Annotated in this window: 19 protein-coding genes; 11 read left to right on the top strand and 8 right to left on the bottom strand. The window is 68.3% G+C overall.

The window, feature by feature from the left end:
* The first annotated feature begins 59 nt into the window (after nucleotides 1–59).
* Entirely contained in the window at nucleotides 60–3,077 is a 3,018-nt protein-coding gene (locus tag IU452_RS17460; RefSeq protein WP_195110106.1) for a bifunctional [glutamine synthetase] adenylyltransferase/[glutamine synthetase]-adenylyl-L-tyrosine phosphorylase, read from the top strand.
* A 284-nt stretch (nucleotides 3,078–3,361) separates the two neighbouring features.
* The gene (locus IU452_RS17455; RefSeq protein ID WP_195110105.1) at nucleotides 3,362–4,735 is read left to right on the top strand and encodes a bifunctional lysylphosphatidylglycerol flippase/synthetase MprF; all 1,374 of its coding nucleotides are present in this window, start codon (nucleotides 3,362–3,364) and stop codon (nucleotides 4,733–4,735) included.
* 20 nt (nucleotides 4,736–4,755) lie between these two features.
* Here IU452_RS17455 and IU452_RS38925 read toward each other — a convergent pair whose 3' ends face one another.
* The gene (locus IU452_RS38925; RefSeq protein WP_195110104.1) at nucleotides 4,756–5,499 is read right to left on the bottom strand and encodes a helix-turn-helix domain-containing protein; all 744 of its coding nucleotides are present in this window, start codon (nucleotides 5,497–5,499) and stop codon (nucleotides 4,756–4,758) included.
* A gap of 158 nt (nucleotides 5,500–5,657) precedes the next feature.
* Here IU452_RS38925 and IU452_RS17445 point away from each other — a divergent pair, with 158 nt between their 5' ends.
* Both IU452_RS17445 and IU452_RS17440 read left to right on the top strand, forming a co-directional pair.
* Nucleotides 5,658–6,299, top strand: a complete 642-nt coding sequence (locus IU452_RS17445) for an O-methyltransferase (RefSeq protein WP_195110103.1) — start codon at nucleotides 5,658–5,660, stop codon at nucleotides 6,297–6,299.
* A 322-nt stretch (nucleotides 6,300–6,621) separates the two neighbouring features.
* Nucleotides 6,622–7,521, top strand: coding sequence for a hypothetical protein (locus tag IU452_RS17440; protein ID WP_195110102.1), 900 nt, complete (start codon nucleotides 6,622–6,624; stop codon nucleotides 7,519–7,521).
* A gap of 1 nt (nucleotide 7,522) precedes the next feature.
* Here the strand turns inward: IU452_RS17440 and IU452_RS17435 are convergent, their stop codons facing one another.
* The 6 genes from IU452_RS17435 to IU452_RS17410 form a co-directional block, all read right to left on the bottom strand.
* Nucleotides 7,523–7,927, bottom strand: coding sequence for a hypothetical protein (locus IU452_RS17435; RefSeq protein WP_195110101.1), 405 nt, complete (start codon nucleotides 7,925–7,927; stop codon nucleotides 7,523–7,525).
* Between the two features lie 23 nt (nucleotides 7,928–7,950).
* The gene (bla, locus tag IU452_RS17430; RefSeq protein ID WP_195110256.1) at nucleotides 7,951–8,859 is read right to left on the bottom strand and encodes a class A beta-lactamase; all 909 of its coding nucleotides are present in this window, start codon (nucleotides 8,857–8,859) and stop codon (nucleotides 7,951–7,953) included.
* Nucleotides 8,860–8,898: 39 nt separating this feature from the next.
* Complete coding sequence (locus tag IU452_RS17425; RefSeq protein WP_195110100.1) at nucleotides 8,899–10,305, bottom strand: flavin monoamine oxidase family protein; 1,407 nt, start codon at nucleotides 10,303–10,305, stop codon at nucleotides 8,899–8,901.
* A gap of 51 nt (nucleotides 10,306–10,356) precedes the next feature.
* Entirely contained in the window at nucleotides 10,357–10,869 is a 513-nt protein-coding gene (locus tag IU452_RS17420) for a hypothetical protein (protein WP_195110099.1), read from the bottom strand.
* A 106-nt stretch (nucleotides 10,870–10,975) separates the two neighbouring features.
* Nucleotides 10,976–12,139, bottom strand: coding sequence for a serine hydrolase domain-containing protein (locus IU452_RS17415; RefSeq protein ID WP_228817966.1), 1,164 nt, complete (start codon nucleotides 12,137–12,139; stop codon nucleotides 10,976–10,978).
* A gap of 160 nt (nucleotides 12,140–12,299) precedes the next feature.
* On the bottom strand, nucleotides 12,300–12,914 hold the full coding sequence (locus IU452_RS17410) for a TetR/AcrR family transcriptional regulator (protein WP_195110098.1): 615 nt from the start codon (nucleotides 12,912–12,914) through the stop codon (nucleotides 12,300–12,302).
* A 110-nt stretch (nucleotides 12,915–13,024) separates the two neighbouring features.
* Between IU452_RS17410 and IU452_RS17405 the strand changes: the two genes are divergently transcribed.
* From IU452_RS17405 to IU452_RS17375, 7 genes are all read left to right on the top strand, one after another.
* A complete protein-coding gene (locus IU452_RS17405; protein ID WP_195110097.1) occupies nucleotides 13,025–14,248 on the top strand; it encodes an alpha/beta hydrolase family protein in 1,224 nt (407 codons plus the stop codon).
* Between the two features lie 25 nt (nucleotides 14,249–14,273).
* Nucleotides 14,274–14,720: a VOC family protein gene (locus IU452_RS17400; RefSeq protein WP_195110096.1), complete on the top strand. Its 447-nt coding sequence runs from the start codon at nucleotides 14,274–14,276 to the stop codon at nucleotides 14,718–14,720.
* Nucleotides 14,721–14,776: 56 nt separating this feature from the next.
* Nucleotides 14,777–16,102, top strand: coding sequence for an MFS transporter (locus tag IU452_RS17395; protein ID WP_228818173.1), 1,326 nt, complete (start codon nucleotides 14,777–14,779; stop codon nucleotides 16,100–16,102).
* Nucleotides 16,103–16,172: 70 nt separating this feature from the next.
* A complete protein-coding gene (locus IU452_RS17390) occupies nucleotides 16,173–16,568 on the top strand; it encodes a YciI family protein (RefSeq protein ID WP_195110254.1) in 396 nt (131 codons plus the stop codon).
* Entirely contained in the window at nucleotides 16,565–17,797 is a 1,233-nt protein-coding gene (locus IU452_RS17385; protein ID WP_324192678.1) for an RNA polymerase sigma factor, read from the top strand. The genes IU452_RS17390 and IU452_RS17385 overlap by 4 nt, the downstream gene beginning before the upstream one ends.
* Before the next feature lie 145 nt (nucleotides 17,798–17,942).
* Nucleotides 17,943–19,379: a metallopeptidase gene (locus IU452_RS17380; RefSeq protein WP_195110093.1), complete on the top strand. Its 1,437-nt coding sequence runs from the start codon at nucleotides 17,943–17,945 to the stop codon at nucleotides 19,377–19,379.
* 76 nt (nucleotides 19,380–19,455) lie between these two features.
* On the top strand, nucleotides 19,456–20,343 hold the full coding sequence (locus IU452_RS17375) for a DMT family transporter (protein ID WP_195110092.1): 888 nt from the start codon (nucleotides 19,456–19,458) through the stop codon (nucleotides 20,341–20,343).
* A gap of 33 nt (nucleotides 20,344–20,376) precedes the next feature.
* On the opposite strand, the gene IU452_RS17370 is transcribed toward IU452_RS17375, so the two are convergent.
* Complete coding sequence (locus tag IU452_RS17370) at nucleotides 20,377–20,973, bottom strand: TetR/AcrR family transcriptional regulator (RefSeq protein WP_324192677.1); 597 nt, start codon at nucleotides 20,971–20,973, stop codon at nucleotides 20,377–20,379.
* Nucleotides 20,974–21,006 lie beyond the last annotated feature (33 nt).

Here is a 21,006-nt window from a genome sequence, read left to right as displayed (position 1 = left end):
TCTCTCCGATACGCGGACACGCGGGCCCGGCGGTCGAGGCCACGATGTAGGTTGAGAGCATGGTACGGCCACCGACTGCCCGTCCCGCGGTTCCCGGTGCCGGCAGGCTGGGCCTGCTCGAACCGACGGCCGCCGATTCGCTGCGAGAGTTGGCGTGGGACAACGTCGAAAGTATTCCGCTGCTGTGGGCATTGTCGCGGTCACCCGATGCCGATCTGGCGCTGCTGACGCTGATGCGGCTGCGGGAGCGGCTCGGGTCGGATTGGGCCGCACTGGATTCGGCGCTGCGCACCGACATCTCGCTGCGCGGTCGGTTGTTCGCGCTGATCGGTTCCTCGAGCGCGTTCGGGGATCATCTGGTGGCCGACCCCGAGTGCTGGCAGCTGCTGCGCCGCGCGGACCTGCCCAAACGCGATGAGCTGAGCACCGATCTGCTCGCGGCGGTGCAGGCCCAGCCCGAGGACGGCTCGTGCGCCGGGCCCATGCTCTATCGTGCCGGAATCGCGGGCCCGGAAGCTATCGCATTGCTGCGCAAGCGGTATCGCGATCAGCTCATGTTGCTGGCGGCCCACGATCTGGCCGCCACCGTCGAGAACGAGCCGGTGCTGCGCTATCAGCAGGTGGGTAGGCACCTGACCGATCTGGCCGATGCGGCGCTGACCGCGGCGCTGGCGGTCGCGGTGGCCCGCGTCTGCCCGGACCGCCCGGTCCCGGTGCGCCTCGCCGTGGTGGCCATGGGCAAATGCGGTGCGTGCGAATTGAATTACGTATCCGATGTGGACATCGTGTTCGTCGCCGAACCCGCCGACACCACCGCGACGCGGTTGGCCGCCGAGCTGATGACCGTGGCCGGTAACGCCTTCTTCGAGGTCGATGCCGCGCTGCGGCCCGAGGGCAAGGCCGGTGCCCTGGTGCGCACGCTGGAATCGCATATCACCTACTACAAGCGGTGGGCGCGCACCTGGGAGTTCCAGGCGCTGTTGAAGATGCGCCCGGCCACCGGCGATCTGGAACTGGGCGAGCAGTATCGCGACGCGCTCATGCCGATGGTCTGGGCCGCCTCGGAGCGGCCCGATTTCGTCGTGGACGTGCAGGCCATGCGCCGCCGGGTGGAGGATCTGGTGCCCGCGGACCTGCGCGAGCGGGAACTGAAACTGGGCCACGGCAGCCTGCGCGACGTCGAATTCGCCGTGCAGCTGCTGCAATTGGTGCACGGTAAGGCCGACGAATCGCTGCACGTCCAGGGCACGGTGGAGGCGCTGACCGCGCTGGCGGCCGGTGGCTACGTGGGCCGCGACGATGCCGCCAACCTCACCGCCTCCTACGAATTCCTGCGCCTGCTCGAGCACCGGCTGCAGCTGCAGCGGCTCAAGCGCACCCACACCCTGCCCGCCGCCGACGACGAGGAGGGGATGCGGTGGCTGGCGCGGGCCGCGCACATGCGTCCCGACGGCCGCCAGGACGCGGTCGGTGTGCTGCGCAGCGAGATCAAACGCAACACCATGCGGGTGCGCCGCCTGCACGCCAAGCTGTTCTACCGCCCGCTGCTCGAGTCGGTGGCCCGGCTGGACGCCGATGCGCTGCGGCTGAGTCCCGAGGCGGCCGTGCGACAGCTCGCCGCGCTGGGTTATGCGGCCCCGGAGAACGCGCTCGGCCACCTCAAGGCGCTCACCGGCGAGGTCGGCCGCAAGGGCCGCATCCAGGCGTTACTGCTGCCGACGCTGCTGGAATGGCTGGGGGAGACCCCGAACCCGGACGCCGGTCTGCTGGCGTATCGGCGGGTCTCCGAGGGGCTGGACGATCAGATCTGGTTCCTGCGCGAGCTGCGCGACGAGGGTGCCATCGCGCAGCGGCTGATGATCGTGCTCGGCTCCTCGGCCTATCTGCCGGATCTGCTGATCAACGCCCCGGAGACCATCCGGATGTTCGCCGACGGGCCCGACGGCCCGCTGCTGTTGGCGACGCAGCCGGATCAGGTGCGGGAGGGCATCCTCGCCGGATCGGCGCGCTACGACGATCCGAAGCGGGCGGTGGCCACCGCGCGGTCGCTGCGCCGCCACGAACTGGCCCGGGTCGCCTCCGCCGATGTGCTCGGGATGCTGGATGTGCCGCAGGTGTGCCGGGCGCTGTCGTGGGTGTGGGTGGCGGTGCTCGAGGCCGCGCTGCAGGCGGTCATCCGGGCGGGCGAGCTCGACCAGGGCCGACCGGCTCCGGCCGAGCTGGCGGTGATCGGCATGGGCAGGCTCGGCGGTATGGAGCTGGGCTACGGTTCCGACGCCGATGTGCTGTTCGTCTGCGATCCACGGCCCGGCGAGGACGAGACGGTGGCCGTGAAGTGGGCCATCGGCGTCGCCGAACAGGTGCAGCGGCTGCTGGGCGCGCCGAGCACCGACCCGCCGCTGCAGGTCGACGCGGGCCTGCGCCCCGAGGGCCGTAACGGGGCCCTGGTGCGCACGCTGGCCGCCTACGACGCCTACTACCAGCAGTGGGCCCAGCCGTGGGAGGTGCAGGCGCTGCTGCGGGCCCATCAGGTCGCCGGTGATCAGGCGCTGGGCGTGCGGTTCCTGCACATGGTCGACAAGGTGCGCTACCCGCAGGGCGGTGTGTCGGCCGACGCGGTGCGCGAGATCCGGCGGATCAAGGCCCGGGTGGATTCCGAGCGGTTGCCGCGCGGCGCCAACCCCGCCACCCACACCAAACTCGGCCGCGGTGGGCTCGCCGATATCGAGTGGACGGTGCAGCTGATGCAGTTGCGCTACGCCCACGAGGTGCCGGAGCTGCACAACACCTCCACGCTGGAAACCCTGGACGCGATCGAACGGGCCGAACTGCTCGACGCCGAGGACGTCGCCCTGCTGCGCGACGCCTGGCTGACCGCCACCAAGGCCCGCAACGCCCTGGTCCTGGTCCGCGGAAAACCGGCCGACCAGCTGCCGGGGCCGGGCCGGTTGCTGTCGGCGGTCGCCCGGGTGGCCGGGTGGCCGAACGACGACGGCAGCGAATTCCTGGACCACTACATGCGCGTGACGAGGCGGGCGAAGACGGTCGTGGAGCGAGTGTTCGGCGGAGACGCCTAGCAGGCAACCACGTACGGTTTGCGCCTCAGGGCGCCGCAAACCTGCCGAGCGCAGCTCGGCCATAAAATCTGATTGCGTGGAACAAGGTCAGCGCGATATCGGTTAACTGTCATTTGGAAGCACATGCAGGGCCGCCGAGGTTGTTGGCACTGCGGCGGGCGGTGGCCGGGGTGGTGAATACCCGGAACCCGCGTTCCGCATAGTGTGTCGTTGGTACGCGACCATCGGGAGGACGACCATGGCGAGCCGGATTGCGGGCGCTCGAGCCCGCCGGGAGCGGTGAGATGGCTGAGCTGAATTCGGCTGTCACGCGCTCGCGGACCTACAGACAGGCGGCGCTGTCGCCTACACGCGCCGTGCGGGTGCCGCTGATCACAGTGCTGCTGCTGGTCGGTGTCGTGCTGCTGTACGCCGCCGATCGGGCCGCCCAGCATGGGGTGGACCACGGGTGGTTCGTCGCGGTGTCGATTGCGGGGCTCGGTGTGGCGCGTGGACTGCATCTGCGGCGTCCGATCACCTTGCCGCACTTCACTGTCGCGATCGTCGTGCTCGGCGTCTCCAATATCGCCTATCGCGGCGATCATGCGGGCATCGGCTTCGTCTGCCTGGCGTCGACCGGGTTCATCCTGATGCTGCCGCAGGGCTCGCGCGCCCAGCCCGAACAGCGCTTCCGGGTGGCGGCCCTGGTCGACCGGACGGTCGCCGATCCGCTGGCGCCGTTCGCGCTGCATTCGGCGAAAACCTACTTCTTCAACGCGAATTCCACGGCGGCCCTGGGCTACCGCACCCGCTTCGGCATTGCGGTGGTGGCCGGTGACCCGATCGGGGAGCGGGCCGACTTCGCCACGCTGATCCACGAATTCTCCGAGTTCGCGGGCAGCCACGGCTGGCGGATCGCGGTCCTGGGCGCCAGCCCCGAGGTGACCGAGCTGTGGCGCACGCGTGCGGTGGATCACCAGGGGCTGCACGCCATTCCGATCGGCCGCGACGTGGTGATCGATGTCGACGGCTTCGACATGGTGGGCCGCAAGTACCGCAATCTGCGCCAGGCGGTCAGCCGCACCCGCAACTTCGGGGTCACCACCGAGGTCCGCTACGAGCGCGAGCTGGATCCGCAGCTGCGCGCCACGCTGTACGACATCGTCGACGAGTGGGGGACGGGGCGGCAGACCCGCGGCTTCTCGATGATCCTGGACCACCTGCTCGACGGCCGTAACCCGGGCATGCTGGTCGTGCTCGCCCGCGACGCCGACGGCCGGGTGGTGGGCTTCCAGCGCTACGGCGCCTCCAACCACGGCAGCGAACTGAGCCTGGACGTTCCGTGGCGCCGCAAGGACGCCCCCAACGGCCTGGACGAACGCATGATCGTCGACTTGGTCGATTACGCCCGCGACAAGGGCGTGCAGCGGATCTCGCTGGCCTTCGCCGCCTTCCCGGAGCTGTACAGCGACAAGCAGCGCACCCGCACCAGGCAGGCGCTCTACGTGCTGGCGCGAATGCTGGATCCGATGATCCGCCTCGAATCCCTGTACCGCTTCCTGCGCAAATTCAACTCCTTCGCCGACCAGCGCTTCGTCCTGATCCGCTGGCGCGAAATCGTCTTCACCGCGGCGGCCCTGCTGACCCTGGAGTTCGTGCCACACCGCAGACAGGACTAGCCCCGTCGATCATTCCCTGATCAGCGCTGCCGGTTCGGGTGGTAGATGCTCGGAGCTCGGCCGGTGACGCGGTGGAACGCGTCGCTGAAGGCGCCGGGTTTGCCGTAGCCGACGGCGCGGGCGGTGGCGCCGATGGAGGTGCCGCGGGCGAGGAGGGTCAGGGCCGCCCGGATGCGGACGTGGGTGCGCCAGCGTCCGAACGTCATTCCGGTTTCGGCGGAGAACAGGCGGGTCAGCGTGCGCACGCCGGCGCCGACCTCGTGGCCCCAGGCGGCGAGGTCGCGCTGGTCGGCCGGATCGGCGATCAGTGCGTCGGCGATGGTGCGGAGGCGAGGGTCGGCCGGCAGCGGCACGTGAAGGCTTGTGCTGGGGGTGGGTTCGAGCAGGTCGAGCAGGACCGACTCGACGCGGGTTCGGGTGCGGTGGGGAGCCGGGTGGGTGTGGAGGTAGGTGATCAGTTCGCGGATCAGGGGGGTGATCAGGACGCCGGTGGGTTCGGTCCAGGAGATCGGGCAGCGGGCATCGACGGCGACGACGCAGGAACCTCCGGGGTGGAGCACGTCCACGGCGTGCGGCGTCGCGGCGGGTATCCAGAGGCCGTGAGTCGGCGGTACGAGCCAGTCCCGGCCGTCGGTGCGCACGGTCACGGTCGCACCTGTCTCCCACACGATCAGGTGATGGGGATGGTGGTGGTAGGCCAACCGGGTGCCTCGATCGAGCTGTGAGTGGGTCACGACCAGCAATGGAAGTCCTTCGGCGTTCACGCGTTCGCTCCTTACCGCACAAAGGTTGGCCGTTTCGCGGTCATGGTTGGCCACATGCCGTCGATCAGCCGGATTAGCCTGACCTTACTGCCTAGCCACGTGCGGCGGCGCGGCAGGTCATTTACCTTGGACCGCAACGTGTTTCAGGAGACCCGATCATGGCCGACGACAGCCACCGACCCCTTCGCGACCCCGCGGTCAACACCGTCATCGAGAAGCTTGCTGCGGCACAACAGTTTCCGGTCGACGACCCACGCATCGGCCAGGAGCGCGATCCGCACGACTACAGCGAGTGGGGCTTCTCGATCTCTCCGGACCAGGGCGACCTGATCTACCTGCTGTGCCGCGGCATCGGCGCCACACGGACCGTCGAGTTCGCCACCTCCGTCGGCATGTCGACGCTCTACGCCGCGGCCGCCGTGCGCGACAACGGGGGAGGGACGGTGATCGGATCGGAGATCGTGCCCGCCAAAATCGCTGCCGCGCGGCGCAATCTCGCCGATGCCGGACTCGCCGACTACGTCGACATCCGTGCGGGCGATGCTCGCGCGACGTTGCGTGACCTCGGCGGTCCGGTCGACTTCGCGCTGATCGATGGGTGGGTCGGCGTCGAACCGTCGCTCGCCCGCGAGGTCATCGAGATCATCGCGCCGCAACTGCGCATCGGGGCTTACGTCATGAACGACAATGCCGAGCCGGATTTTCTTGCCTACATCCGCGATCCGGCCAACGGCTTCCTGTCGGTAACGCTGCCGCTGCACGGCGGCACCGAACTCTGTGTCAAGGTGGCCGATCGGTGAACAGAATGACCCAGCGCGCGTTCGGCTCGGTCGAGTCGGGTCGCCGAATCATGTCCTGCGGATTCGCGGGCGATCGCCCAGAAAATCGGATAACGAGGTTCGCATATTCGCCAACTGGTCGATAATCTGTCTTGGATTCCACCAATTGATCCGTGCAGCTGGATCCGCAAGTTCTGAAAATAGGGAGCAACGTCTACACTCCGGGAGTCGTCATGAACCTTCCGCAGGACTACCTCGACCGGCCGGTTGCCGTGATCGGCGCGGGATTTTATTCGGACTACTCCGCGACGCCGAAAGCTCGGCGGTGCGAGGAGGTTCACTCATGACCGAGCTCTTGGTTCTCAATATCGTCGAGGGACTGATTCAGGCGGTGTCCCTGGATGGTTCGCGGGTGCGGACCGTGGCCGACGGCCTCGACGAATACCCGGACGGCATCGTCGTCGATCAACGACGCGGCCACATCTACTGGACGAATATGGGCACGCCGGACCCCGGGCAGCCCGAAGGCGGGGAGATAACCAACTTCGGCCGTAGCGGCTCGCTCGAACGTGTCGACTTCGACGGCCGCAACCGCCGGACCATCGTTCCCCGGGGCGGTTTCACCACCGGCAAGCAACTGACGGCCGACTTCGCCGAGGGCAAGCTCTACTGGTGCGACCGCGAAGGCATGCAGGTGCTCCGCTGCGATCTGGACGGATCCCACCTCGAGCCCCTCGTCGTCGTGGCTACCGGTGACGAGGCCGCCCGCGACAGCCGGAACCATTGCGTCGGCATCGCCATCGATCCCCGCAACCGCCTGGTCTACTGGACACAAAAGGGCTCGACCACCGCGGCGGAAGGCCGAATCTTCCGGGCGCCCATCGACACTCCATCCGGGCGAACGGCCGCCGACCGCGACGACATCGACCTGCTGTTTGCCCGACTCCCTCAGCCCATCGACCTGCATCTCGACGGCCGCGGTTCGTTGGCGTGGACCGAGCGCGGCGTCGGATCCGCGGGCAACACCCTCAACCGTGCCACGATCGCCCCCCGGGTCGGCGCCCCCGAAGTCTGTTCCCACGGTTACAAAGACCCCATCGGCCTGACCACTCCCGACGGCATCACGTATTACGTCTGCGACACGGGCGGTTCCATCCGGGAGGTGAATCTCGCCGACGGAATCGACCGCGAACTGGTCCACCTGAACCCGTCGCTGTGCGGGATGACCCTGGCCGAACTCTGATTCACCCGTGTTCGATGTCCGGGCCCGAATGCTCCGGTGGGTGCCCGTGAATGTTGATGATGTTGCTGCCGAAATGAGCGCAGGTCGGATGGTGCGGGACGCCACCGTCCGCGCCGCCGTCCGGCGGAAGCACAGTCATGGCGGCGGGGACCGCAGGCAGCCACCCCTTGTCCTGCGTCCAGACGTACTCGGACACCTGGGCCGTGAGGGTGTCGTCGATGACCACATAGGACCGCTGTTCGGCGGTGAGATCGAGGTTCTCGTTCACAAAGCGCAGAGGGTCGGCCAAGAGCCGGCGCGTCTCGTCGGCGGTCAGATCGAAGTGCAACAGCGGCACCTCATCCTCACGCCCCGGCACTCCCGGTCCACTCAGCATGTCGACCGGGATTTTGCGATGGGCCTTCATACCGGCCGATTATCCGGCAGGCATCAGGTCAGGGTGGTGAAGATGTGGCGTGCGGATTCGGCTATCAGGTCGTCGCTGGGTGGGGCGTCGTAGCCGCCGGGGCGGTCGGACATGATCGCCAGGACCAGTGGGGCACCGGTCGGGGGCCAGACGATGGCGATGTCGTTTGCCCGGCCGTAGTCGCCGGTGCCGGTCTTGTCGGCGACCGACCATTTCTCGGGGGTGGCGGCTCTGATTCGTTTCGAGCCGGTGACGTTGCGCCGGAGCCAGTCCGTGAGCAGTGCCCGTTTGTCGTCCGGGAGAGCCGAGCCCAGGATCAGCGCGCGGTAATCGGCGGCGATCGCACGCGGGGTCGTGGTGTCGGCCTCGTCGCCCGGAGCGACTCTGTTGAGTTCGGGCTCGTAGTGGTCCATGCGGCCGACCCGGTCGCCGAGACTGCGCAGGTAGTCGGTGAGTCCGGCCGTGCCGCCGATATCGTCGAGCAGCAGGTTGCCCGCGGTGCCGTCGCTGTAACGGACCGCGGCGTCGCACAGTTCACCGATCGTCATCCCGGAGTCGACACGGGTCTGGGTGATCGGTGAAATGGAGCGGATGTCGTCGCGGGTGAATGTCACCCGGGTATCCAAATGTGACAATGGATTTCGGGACAGCACCGCGGCCGCGGCCAGGGCCTTGAAGGTGGAGCAGAAGGCGAAGCGCTCGTCCGCGCGATAGGCGAGAGTGTTTCCCGTTCCGGTCGCGACGGCGAATATCCCCAGGCGGGCATCGAATTTCCGTTCCATCTCGGCGAAATGAGCGGCCGGATCCGATACCGGTGGTGGTGCGGTGCCGGGGGGAGAGGCCGTCGGCGCCTTCGTGCAGGCGGCCAGTGGGACCAGTAGCGCGGCACTCAGGAGCGCGCGACGTCCCGGATCGATGCCGCCCGATCGAATCGCGGTGTGTCCTTTCGTGGTTACAGCCACGCGAGCACTCTATTCGAGGACCTCGTCGGCGGCGCGTTCACCTGCCTGGATGGCGCCGCTGAGGAAACCCTGCCAGGTGTCGGCGGTTTCGACGCCCGCCCAGTGGATGCGGCCCACCGGGGTTTTCGGGAGGCGGCGGGCGGTGGTGAGGGCGCCGGTGGCGAGGCCGCCCTCGCAGCCGTGGGCGTAGGGCTCGTCCTGCCAGTTCTTTTCGAGGTAGTGGAGGGGAGTGGCCGCGCGCGGGCCGAACAGTGCCGCGCATACGGCGAGGACCGTGCGGCGGCGTTCGGCGGGGTCGGTGGGGCCGCGGTCTGCGGGGAGGTAGCCGGCCAGGACGCCCGCGCGCCCGTCCGGTGGTGACGCGTCGAGCAGGCCGGGGACGGCGTCGAGGTCGGTGAGTGCCGCGCCCGACCGTCCGGACCGTCGCCAGAACGGTTCGGAGTAGACGATATTGATCTTGCGGCCGTGTACCGGCTGCCAGGCGTTCTGCAGCGTGACGCGGTCGGCGGGTAGTGGGGGATCGAAGTGCAGGTCTCGGACGCCGGAAGGGCCGATCGCGACGATCACTCGGTTCGCCACGAATTCGGTGTCGGCGCAACGCACCACGACCCCCGTCGGGTGCTGGGCGATTTCCCGCACCGGACTGGCGAGCGTCACTCGATCACCCAGCGCCGCGGCCAGTGCGCGCGGCAATTCCTGGGCGCCGCCGCGGAATCGGTACAACCGGGCGGGTCCGGCGACGAGGTTGCCGACGCCGTCCCAGGTGCGCAGGAAGTGCAGGGCGTAGAGCAGAGAAGTGGATTCGGGCAGATACCCGGCGACATTCGCCTCGAACAACCGGCGCGCCTGGGGTGCGGGCATCTGTTCGCGCAGCCAGGAGCCGAAGGTGCGGCGATCGAGGTCGTCGGCCTCGGGTGCGGTCCACGGCGCCTCGGGTGGGACCGTCGCCGCGAGTTCGTCCAGCGCCGAAATGACGTGCAGCAGTTGGATTATGGCATCGGGCGGCAGGGGAAGCGTCGTCCAGCGCGCCGCGAGGCGGAGGGTGATGCGAAGCAGAGGGCGCAGCGCCGGGATGCCGAACAGCTTCATGCCGCGCGAATTGCCGAATCGGAAACTGTGTGCGGCGCCGTCGGTGTAGAGCAGGAAGCGTCCGTCGACGCTGCTCTCGAACATGTCGACGCCGAGCACCCGTGCGAGCCGAAAGACGTTGTGGTGGGCGGGGTAGACGAGTGTGGCTCCCTCGTCCACCAGGACATCCCCCGCCCGGCCGGTCAGCGTGCGTCCACCGACGCGTGGTCCGGCCTCGAGTACGGCGACCGACAGCCCCCGGTCGGTCAACCTCCGCGCGGCGGCCAGGCCGGACAACCCGGCGCCGACGACCACGACATCGACTGTGCGCGTGTGACCTGCGGACATCACTACCTCACTACTACCACACCTGACCTCCGCAGACGGCCTGCGCCCGGCCTAGTGGCTCAACACGTCGAATACGACGAGATGGTCCTCGTCTCGATACGGCCGGAAGTATCGCCAATGTTCCTGGCGGAAGGAAGTTGTCGGGAACACGTTCAGCGCCAGTTCGCCGGACATGAGTACTCGCAGCCCGCCGTGCCGATCGGCTCGCACATTCTCCACTACGTACAGATTCGAATCGAGCGAGGCGCGTACCGAATCCGCTTGCACGTCGAAGTAGTTCGCGCCCTGGCGGTCCCACCCGAACCCGGCCTCTCCGGATAACGGATCGATCGCCGGGTAGTACACGTCATGGGAAGCGAGCAGCGTGCCGCTTGGATCGTCGAGCCGGAACGGGCACTGCAGGTGCAGTGCGTGCTCATGGACCTTTCGGGTTTCCCCCTTCCACGTCAGCACGTCCCTGATCTCGCCGAAGTGCAACCCGACCAAATCAGCGGCCCGGCTCACGTCACGCAAACGCGATCCGACCAGGGCTCGCACGCCGATCTCGATCGACTCCTCAGCCATACCGGCCCGCCCTAACTCATCACAGATCATGCATCGGCCCAACCCAATCAAATCTTGCCGCCGCGGTCCATCCGATTTTCGACAACCCTTTTGGACGAGGGACTGGTCAGGGCGTAGGGCACATGGCGGCGTCGAATGCCTTGCGGACCGCGGCTGTCTCGGCGTCGCTGTCGGAGAGTTGGTTGACCGTCACGGTCACCGCTCGTCCGTCGGTGGCAACGCCATCTACGGTCCGGAAACCCGGTATGCCGCCGCCGTGTCCCCACACGTCCTTACCGCAGGACACCGAGATGTGGCCCAGCCCGAGGCCGTACAGCCGGCCGTTCCGGTTCGTGACAGGCACGGCGTTCCGCCGCATTTCCTCCACTTGCGCTGCGGGCAACAACTTCCCGGCCAGCAGTGCCGTGAAGAAGCGGTTCAGGTCCGCGCCTGTGGACACCATCGCACCTGCCGCGCCGTACAACGAGGGGTCCAGGTCGGTGTACTCGGCGCGGTGACCGTCGCGGAAAAGATAACCCCACGGGTGCGGGTCACGGAGACCGGTATCGCCCGGCGGTGGGAAATATGTACCCGTCAGCCCGAGCGGTTGGATGATGCGCCGGTCGATCTCGGCCGCGATCGGCTGTCCGGTGACCCGCTCCACCACCATCCCGGCGAGCAGATAGTTGGTGTTGCTGTACTCGGCCTTCGCGCCCGGCTCGAAATGCGGCGGCACCGCCATGGCCCGGCGCACGAGATCGGCGGCATCGAAACGCTGCCACCGCACCTGGTCGAAATCCACCTGTTGGCCCGGCAGATCCAGATAGTCCGCCAGGCCGCTGGTGTGCTGCAACAGATTCCGCACCGTGATCCGGGTGCCGTCGATGCCGTTTCCGCGGACCACACCGGGCAGATACCTCTCCACCGGTGCATCCAGCACCACCCGCCCTTCGGCGGTCAACTGCAGCAGCACCGTCGCCACGAACGATTTGGTGTTGCTGCCGATCCGGACCTTTCCGTCGTCGGGAAACCGTGCACCGGTGGCGATATCGCCCACCCCCGCGGTCGCCGTCCACTCGTGCCCCTGGTCGGTGACCACGACCTGGACGCCGGGCGCTCCCGACCGGACCACATCGTCGAGGGCTCGGAGGATCTGGGCCCGCCCGGGTTCGGTGAACGGACTCTTCGGCCCTGCTTGTGCAGTACAGGCGGCAGCGGCGCACACCATCGCGATCGCCACGCCGGATATCACCCAACGGGCCATGTTGCGCCGAAAAGACCTGGTACTCAAGGGTTCACCTGCTCCGGTAGGCCGTGCCCCGGGTCGGTCACGAGCCAGTGATCACGGTAGGAACCCCAGCGGGGTGAGCCCATGGCGGAAGCACCCGAATTGCCGGTGCGGCCTGCACCCCCGTGGAGGTGGTGCCGACATCACCAAGATCGGGCGAAGCCTATTCCGGGGCAGTAGGTTTCGAGGTGACGCCGAAAGCGCGCAGCAGCATGTCGGTGAGTTGGTCCAGGTAGCCGGGATCGGTGACGTCGGCGCGCATGAGCTGGCGCCAGAACAGGGGGGCCACCGTGAAGTCCAGGGCCAGTTCGATATTCAGATCCGAGGGGAGTTCGCCGCGGGCGATGGCTCGGTGCAGCAGTTCGGCCACCCGCAGGCGGCGTTGTTCGCCGAGACCGGTCTGCAGGGCCTCGGCGAGGGCGGGGGTGCGGACCGCCTCGGCGAGAAGGTCGGGGATGATGCGCGCGGCCAAGGGGTGGGACAGGCCCGCGGCGGTCACCTCGAGGAAGGCGCGCAGGTCGCCGTGCAGGGTTCCGGTGTCGGGGGTTTCGGCGGCGTGCACCGCGACCTCGGAGATCAGCGACAGCACCAGCTGCTGTTTGGACGGCCAGCGGCGGTAGAGGGTGGGCTTGCTGACACCGGCGCGGCGGGCGATCGCCTCCATGGACAGCTTTCCGTAACCCACCTGCGCCAGTTCGGTGAAGGCCGCCTCGCGGATCGCGGCGGTCACCTGAGGCTGCAGGACGGCGGCGCCGGCCGGGGCGCGTCTGGTGGTCATGACAGCACTCTACCAACGACGATACGGTTGCGTTTCATCGTAACTCGGCCTACTGTGGCTGTCGTACGGCGAAACGGTGCCGTATCGACGTAAATCGGGAGGTCACAGCCATGAAATTCCTGTTCGACGACGAGTCGTACTCGTTCGAGACGCTGCGCGCGGCGGGCTTCGCCTGCTATCAGGGCGCCGATCTGGGCGAGGTGCTGGTGACCGCGGCCCGCATCACCGAGGCCGACGACGCGTCCTGGTTGCGGGAGTGGAAGGCCACCGCCGATCGGGTGCATGCGATCGGTCGCGAATGCCTGGCCCAGGGGCGGCGGGTCAGCGCCCGGGAGGCGCTGCTGCGGGCCTCGAACTACTACCGCACGGCCGAGTTCTATCAGCGTGAACACCCGGCCGACGACCCGCAGGTGCGTGAGCTTTCGCGGCTGTCGCGCGAAACCTTCTCCGCCGCAGCCGAATTGCTCGACACCCCGGTGCGTAAGGTCTCGATCCCCTACGGGGACACCGCCCTTCCCGGCTACCTGTTCCTGCTCGACGATTCCGGGACGCCACGGCCGACGGTGATCTTCAACAGCGGCTTCGACTCCACCCTCGAGGAGGCGTGGTTCGCGCTCGCGGCGGCCGCGGTGGCACGCGGATACCAGGTCCTGGCCTTCGACGGACCCGGGCAGGGCGCGGTGATCCGTGAGCAGGGATTGCCGTTCCGGCCCGACTGGGAGGCCGTGATCACGCCGGTGGTCGACTTCGCCGCCGGCCTGCCCCAGGTCGATCCGCAGCGAATTGCGGTGTACGGCTACAGCCTCGGCGGATATCTGACCGCCCGCGCCGCCGCCTTCGAGCCCCGCATCGCCGCGCTGATTCTCAACGACGGCCTGTTCGATTTCCATGCCGCGCTCGTGCGCATGCTGCCGCCGTTTCTGGCCGAATGGATCCACGCCGGTCGCGACGACGCCGCCGATCCGGTGGCCTTGTTCCTGGCCGCCCACCACACCCAGTTGCGCTGGGCGATCCGCAACGGCATGTGGACCTTCGCCGCCGACTCGCCGTCGGAGTTCGTCCGCAAGTCCGCGGACTTCACCCTGGCCGGGGTGGTGGAGCGAATCGCCTGTCCCACACTGGTTCTCGATGCGGAGAACGACCAGTTCTTCCGCGGGGAGGCGCCGCGCGTGTACGAGGCGCTCACCTGCCCGAAGGACTTCGTCGTCGGCACGGAGGCCGAGGGTGCGGGCGAGCACTGCCACATGGGCGCGATGCTGATCACCCATCAGCGCGTCTTCGATTGGCTGGACGGCACTTTCGCCACGGCCGCCACCGGCACGGCGGCCGCGTGACCGACCTGGCGGCTACTGTCGCGGGATGAGCATCCGCTATCAGGTCGTCATCGACACACCGGATCCGAACGAACTGGCCCGGTTCTGGGCGCAGGCGCTCGGCTACGTGATCGAGAATCACACGCCGCTGTTGCGCCGCATGGTCGCAGCGGGGGAGATCGCGCCGGACCGTGTTGTGCACGACGGTGATCGGTTGTACTGGCTGGATTTCGCGGCGATCCGGGATCCGCGCGCCGAGGTCGACGAGACGACCGGGATCGCGCGCGGCGACCGGATCGTGTTCCAGCGCGTGCCCGAGCCGAAGACCGGCAAGAACCGGCTGCATCTGGATGTCGAGGTGGGCGCGCAGCGGCGCGAGGCCGAGGTCGCCCGCCTCGAGACGCTCGGCGCGCGGCGGCTCTACGACGGTGATCTCGGCGGCGCCTGGACCACCATGGCCGATCCGCACGGCAACGAATTCTGCGTGCAGTAATACCGAAAACCGGGGGGTTGACTTCCGGTGGCCCGGACACCGACAGTACGCAGGTGTTGCCAGCCACCGATGTCTCCCGAAGCACCCTGCGCAAGGTCGGCCTGCGGTTGGTGCCGTTTCTGGGGTTGCTGTATTTCGTCAACTATTTGGACCGGGTGAACATCGGCTTCGCCGGCCCCAACGGACTCAAAGAAGAGCTCGCTGTGAGCGAGACGGTGTTCGGTTTCGCCTCGGGCATCTTCTTTATCGGCTATCTCGCCCTCGAGGTGCCCAGCAACCTGGCCCTGCACCGGTTCGGTGCGCGGCGATGGATCGCCCGCATCATGCTCAGCTGGGGAATTGTCGCCACGGCCATGGCATTCGTGCCGAATGCGACGGTGCTGGTGGTGCTGCGCTTCCTGCTGGGCGTGGCCGAGGCCGGATTCTTTCCCGGCATCCTGCTGTATCTGACGTACTGGTTCCCGCAGGCCTATCGCGCCCGGATCGTGGCGCTGTTCATGGCGGCCGTGCCGATCTCGACCGCGCTCGGCGCCACGCTGTCGAGCCTGATCATCGAATACGGCGAGGGTGTCTTCGGGTTGAGCGGCTGGCGGTTCATGTTCCTCGTCGAGGGGCTGCCCGCGCTGCTGCTGGCGGTGGTGACGTGGGTGTTCCTCACCGACCGGCCGGAACAGGCGCGCTGGCTCAGCGCGGCGGAAAGGGATTGGCTGGCAGGCGAACTCGAACGCGATCGAATCGCGGTCGAGCGCGCCGAACACTGGACCGTGCGCAAGGCGCTGACCCATCCGCGCATTCTGGGGCTGGCCGTGATCTACGGCGGCATCGTCTACGGCCTGTACGCGCTCGGATTCTTCCTGCCCACCATCATCGCCGGATTCCAGGAGCAGTACGGGGTGAAATATTCGGTGGTGGAGCGCGGGCTGATCAACGCGGTGCCGTATGTGGTCGCCGCGGTGGCGATGGTGTGGTGGGGCCGCCACGGCGACCGGACGGGAGAGCGGCGCTGGCATGTGGCCCTGCCCGCGATAATCGGCGGCCTGGCCATTCCCGTCGCGCTGTATCTGGGCAATCCGTTCGCCGCCATGACCGCGGTCACCGTCTGTGCCGTCGGGGTCATGGCCGCCCTGCCCACCTTCTGGGCACTGCCGGGTACCTTCCTGACGGGCGCCGCAGCGGCCGGAGGCATCGCGCTGATCAATTCGCTCGGCAATATCAGCGGTTTCGCTGCGCCCTACATCACCGGATGGCTGCGTGATCTCACCGGCACCCAGCGGGCCGGTCTGTGGATCGTCGGCATCTACATGGTGATCGCGGGACTGTCCGCCCTCGCCCTGCGGACTCGGCGGATCGTCACCGATACATCCGCCGATGTCCGAGAATGAAGTCCGGCTTCGACGTACCCGGTGAACAGCGCCGCAGGGGTGCCGGTCGAAAGGAGCAGTCGTGAAGTACATGATTCTCAGCTACGGCTCGCAGCGGGACTACGACGGAATGGGTGGGGGCGGTGAGTCGGCGTGGGCGCCGGAGGACTTCGAGAAGATGGTGGCGTTCATGACCGCCTTCAACAAGGAGTTGGAGCAGTCGGGGGAACTGGTGGAGACGCGAGCGTTGGCAGCGCCGGTGCACACCCGGCGGGTCGGCAGTCGCGGCGGGCAGGCGTTCGTCACCGACGGCCCCTACGCCGAGACGGAGGAGGTGCTGGCCGGATACTGGATCGTCGAGTGTGACAGCTTCGACCGGGCCACCGAGATCGCGAGCCGGATGCAGCAATGCCCGGCCCCGGCACAGATGAACCCCGACGCCTACGCCGATATCCGGCCGATCATGGAGTCCGCGGACGAGATGTGATCTCTCGCAGCGAGTTCGAGAACCTGCTGCGCCGCCTGGCGCCGCAGGTCCTCGGCGCGCTGGTGCGCCGCTACGGGCATTTCGACATCGCGGAGGACGCGGCGCAGGAGGCGTTGCTGGCCGCTGCCGTCCAATGGCCCGGGCAGGGACTGCCGGACGACCCGCGCAGTTGGCTGATCACCGTCGCCTCGCGCCGCCTGACCGATCTGCTGCGCAGCGAGCAGGCGCGGCGGCAGCGGGAGCAGACCGTCGCGCAGTGGCGGCTGCCGCAGGACTGGCTGGCCCCACCCGCGGATCGCCCGCCCACCGACGCCGACGACACTCTGATACTGCTGTTTCTGTGCTGTCACCCGGCGCTGTCGCCGCCCTCGCAGATCGCGTTGACGCTGCGCGCGGTGGGCGGCCTGACCACCGCCGAGATCGCCCGCGCCTTCCTGGTGTCCGAGGCGACCATGACCCGGCGGATCAGCCGGGCCAAGAAGACCATCGCCGACAGCGGCATCCCGTTCGCCGCGCCGTCGCCCGCCGAACGGGGCGAGCGGCTGGCCGCGGTGCTGCACGTGCTGTATCTGATCTTCACCGAGGGCTACGCCGCCACCTCGGGCGCGAGCCTGCATCGTATCGAATTGACCTCGGAGGCAATCCGTTTGGCCCGCGTGCTGCATCGCCTGCTGGCCGACGACGGCGAGGTGGCGGGACTGCTGGCGCTGATGCTGCTGACCGATGCCCGCCGACCCGCGCGCACCGGTGCGGCAGGGGAGCTGATCCCGATGGCCGAACAGGACCGAAGCCGGTGGCGGGCAGGCGATATTGCCGAGGGGATCGCGCTGATCACCGCGGCACTGCCGCGCGGTGCGGTCGGTCCCTATCAGCTGCAGGCGGCGATAGCGGCCGTGCACGACGAGGCGCCCGACTACGCCTCGACCGACTGGGCCCAGATCGCGGCCCTCTACGAGCGGCTGCTCGCCTTCGGTGACAACCCGGTGGTGGCCTTGAATCATGCTGTCGCCGTGGCCATGTCGCGCGGCCCCCGCGAGGGGCTCGAACTGGTGGAGAAGGTGGCCGACCGGCTCGGCGGCGACCATCGCGTCGATGCCGTGCGGGCGCATCTGCTGGAGATGCTGGGCGATCGTGGCGCCGCGCGCGCCGCCTACCTGGCCGCGGCGGGCCGGGCGAAGAGCCTGCCGCAGCAGCGCTACCTCAACGCGCGTGCCGACCGGCTGGCCTGAAGTCTGTATCTCGTTGCCGTGCCGATGTCGGTGGGTCCGATTACGATGTGATCGCTCGGAGACGGGGGACCGCTGGCGCGGTTTTTCCGGACCGTCATGGGTCCGGGTGTAGGACAGCGGTATTCGGGGAGGCGAGAGCGTCGTGATGAACAGTGGGCGGCTGCGGTGTGCGGTGGTCGCGGGCCTGATGGCGCTGGCGGTGATGTCGGCCGGATGCGGCAACGATTCCATGAGCGGTGCGCCGCAGCCGGTGGCGACCGCCGACGACAATCCGTTCCAGGTGGCGGGGGCGACCCAGAGCAGCGGTCCCAGCGGGCCGCGGGCCGGGGTGCCCGATGCCGCCCTACGGGCCGACAACGGTGACGGCGGCGAGATGGACCGGCTGGCATTGAATACGCTCGCCGACCTCGAGGAGTACTGGAAGGTCGAGTACGGCAAGAACTTTCCCGGCACGTTCGCGCCGGCGAACCACTTCATCTCCTGGGATGCGGCCGCGCCCAGGGATCAGGCGGTCACCTTCTGCAAAACCACCACCTATCGCCTGGTGAATGCCGCCTACTGCAAACTGGACAAGACCATCGGGTGGGATCGCGGCAAACTGCTGCCGCTGGTCGCCGGCAAGTACACGAAGATGGCCGTGGTCATGGTGCTGGCGCACGAATACGGTCACGCGCTTCAGGATCAGGCCCGGCTCAACGGATTTCTGACGCCGGGCATCGTGCTCGAACAGCAGGCCGACTGCTTTGCCGGAGTGTTCCTGCGGCATGTGGCCGAGGGCAATTCGGCGCATTTCACGCTCAACACCACCGATGGGCTGGACGGAGTGCTGGGTGCGGCGGTGGCCGTGCGCGACCGCGATCCCAACAATCCCGAGAATGTGCACGGGTCGGCGTTCGAGCGGGTGAGTGCGGTGCAGATCGGGTGGACCGACGGCACGCAGGCCTGTAAGAGCATCAACCGCAAGGAGATCAACAAGCGCCGCGGCGATCTGCCCAAGACCTTCGAACCCGGCGACAAGGAGAATCAGGCCCCGGTCGATGTGGAATGGCTGACCAAATTGAGCCAGACCCTGGGCCGGGTCTATCCGGTGCAGGCGCCGCCGCGGTTCGACTATTCCGGGATCGTGCCGAACTGTGCGGGGGCGGAACCGGTTTCGTACTGTCCGGCCTCCAATACGGTCGGTACCGACGTGCCGGAGCTGGCCGAGCGCGCCGGCGCCCAGCCGGGCGCGGACGAGCCGTTGTCGGCTGTCGTGGGCGGCAACTACAACGCCTTCTCGGTATTCATCTCCCGCTATGCCCTGGCCGCCCAGCAGGATCGCAAGCTGCCGTTGACCGGCGACACGGCGGGTCTGCGCACGGCCTGCCTGACCGGGGCCATCACCACCAAGCTGACCGACAAGACCCTCGACCCGTACCTGGACGCCGGGGATGTCGACGCCGCCGTCTCGGGCATCCTGGCCGACGGCCTGGTCGCCAGCGACGTCGACGGAAAGGTCGTGCGCGGCGGATACTCCCGCCTCGACGCGTTCCGCACGGGAGTCCTCGACGGCGAGGGAGCCTGCCTGGCGCAGTACAAGTAGCGGGACAAGATCATCGTGGGCGGCCGTCCATCCGGGGGACAACCGGGGTTCACCCGGAATGCCCAGGATGGGGCCCATGGTGGGACGCATCGGGGACGGCGACGTGATCGGTGGTGCGCTGGCACTGCTGGCGGCGTTGCTGTTCGCGGTCGCGGCGGCGCTGCAGCAGGGCAGTGCCCGCCGGGCGGCGCTCGACGACCCGCGGCAGGGTCGCGTGCTGGCGGTGATCGGCATCGCGCGCACGCTGGTGACCAGTCGCCGCTGGCTGCTCGGGCAGGGGGCCAGCGCCACCGGGTTCGTCATCCATGCCGCGGCCCTGCGATACGGGGCGTTATCGATGGTGCAGGCGCTGCTGGTGGTTCAGTTGCTGTTCGCGCTCCCGCTGGCCGCCGGTCGGCGGCGCAGACGATTGCTGCGGCGGGATTGGATCGGCACCGGGGCGGTGTGCTGCGGGCTGGCGGTGCTGATCGCCCACGGCGTGCCGCACGGTGCGCTGCGAGCCCATGTGCTGCCCTTCGCCATCGCGGTCGTGCCGACGGCGGTGATCCTGCTGGCGGCGGCGGCGCAAACGGTCCGCTCGCCACAACTTCGATCCGCGCTGACCGCCATGGCCTCCGGCTGCTGCGTGGCCACCACGGCCGTCCTCGTGTCGATCGCGGCCGCCGCACTGCCACATCCGAGCTGGGCACTGCTGGGAATTCCCCTCTCCACCACTGTCGGCGCAATCCTCACCCAGGAGGCGTTCGCCCGAGGCTCCCTGCCCACCGCCCTCACCACCATGACCATCACCGACCCGGTCCTCAGCTACGCCGCGGGCCTCACCCTGTTCACCACCGCCGCCTACCCCGACCTCATCCCCCTCACCACCGCCGCCGTCCTGATCATCGGCGGCGTAGCCCTACTCGCGAATTCGCCGACCCTCCACGACGAACGAGACACCGAACACCCGGTGGCAGTGGGATAGTCGGCCATTCGGCGCCGAGCCGATTGCCGCCACTCAGGTGGTTTCGAGGGAGTCGAGCCAGGCGAGCAGGCGGGCGCCCTCGCGTTGCACGACTTCCGGATCCCGCAGGGCGTTGGCCATCAGGGACATGCCCTGGTAGGCGCTCACCAGGGTAAGTGCCAGGCCGTCGGGGTCCGGCCGGCCCAGCTCGCGGAATTGGCGTTCCACCCAGGTGAGCAGCAGCCGAATGACCCTGCCCGCTTCGAGGTCCAGGCCACCCTCGTCGCGCTTGTCCAGCTCGGCGGCGAGGGTGCCGGTCGGGCAGCCATAGCGGGCGGTGAGGTCGCGTTGGCCGACCCAGGCATTGATCAGGCCCCGGAGGCGTTCGCGGGGGTCGGGGAGTTGATCCAGCTGGTCGGTGAGTAGTTCCAGCTGCCGCGCGTGCTCGGTCAGGGCGGCGGTGACAAGCTCATCCTTGGTCTTGAAGTAGTAGTACACGTTGCCCACCGGGACCTCGGCCGCCCGAGCGATATCGGCGATGGTGGTGCGCTCGGCACCCTGCCGGTGGATGACTTCGGCCGCCGCCCGCATGAGCCGCTGACGCTTCGTGCTCGACGCCCGACCGCGCGCGGATGCTTTCAAGTCAGTCACCTGACTAACTATACGTCCCGGGCTGTGCTAGGT

This window comes from Nocardia transvalensis (assembly GCF_015477765.1).
Classification (GTDB): domain Bacteria; phylum Actinomycetota; class Actinomycetes; order Mycobacteriales; family Mycobacteriaceae; genus Nocardia; species Nocardia transvalensis_A.
This window is presented reverse-complemented; position numbering and strand designations above follow the sequence as displayed.

Coding starts and splice junctions, on each gene's coding strand:
- IU452_RS17460 (WP_195110106.1), top strand. CDS start 60: ATGGTACGGCCACCGACTGCCCGTCCCGCGGTTCCCGGTGCCGGCAGG.
- IU452_RS17455 (WP_195110105.1), top strand. CDS start 3,362: ATGGCTGAGCTGAATTCGGCTGTCACGCGCTCGCGGACCTACAGACAG.
- IU452_RS17445 (WP_195110103.1), top strand. CDS start 5,658: ATGGCCGACGACAGCCACCGACCCCTTCGCGACCCCGCGGTCAACACC.
- IU452_RS17440 (WP_195110102.1), top strand. CDS start 6,622: ATGACCGAGCTCTTGGTTCTCAATATCGTCGAGGGACTGATTCAGGCG.
- IU452_RS17435 (WP_195110101.1), bottom strand. CDS start 7,927: ATGAAGGCCCATCGCAAAATCCCGGTCGACATGCTGAGTGGACCGGGA.
- IU452_RS17425 (WP_195110100.1), bottom strand. CDS start 10,305: ATGTCCGCAGGTCACACGCGCACAGTCGATGTCGTGGTCGTCGGCGCC.
- IU452_RS17420 (WP_195110099.1), bottom strand. CDS start 10,869: ATGGCTGAGGAGTCGATCGAGATCGGCGTGCGAGCCCTGGTCGGATCG.
- IU452_RS17410 (WP_195110098.1), bottom strand. CDS start 12,914: ATGACCACCAGACGCGCCCCGGCCGGCGCCGCCGTCCTGCAGCCTCAG.
- IU452_RS17405 (WP_195110097.1), top strand. CDS start 13,025: ATGAAATTCCTGTTCGACGACGAGTCGTACTCGTTCGAGACGCTGCGC.
- IU452_RS17400 (WP_195110096.1), top strand. CDS start 14,274: ATGAGCATCCGCTATCAGGTCGTCATCGACACACCGGATCCGAACGAA.
- IU452_RS17390 (WP_195110254.1), top strand. CDS start 16,173: ATGATTCTCAGCTACGGCTCGCAGCGGGACTACGACGGAATGGGTGGG.
- IU452_RS17380 (WP_195110093.1), top strand. CDS start 17,943: ATGAACAGTGGGCGGCTGCGGTGTGCGGTGGTCGCGGGCCTGATGGCG.
- IU452_RS17375 (WP_195110092.1), top strand. CDS start 19,456: ATGGTGGGACGCATCGGGGACGGCGACGTGATCGGTGGTGCGCTGGCA.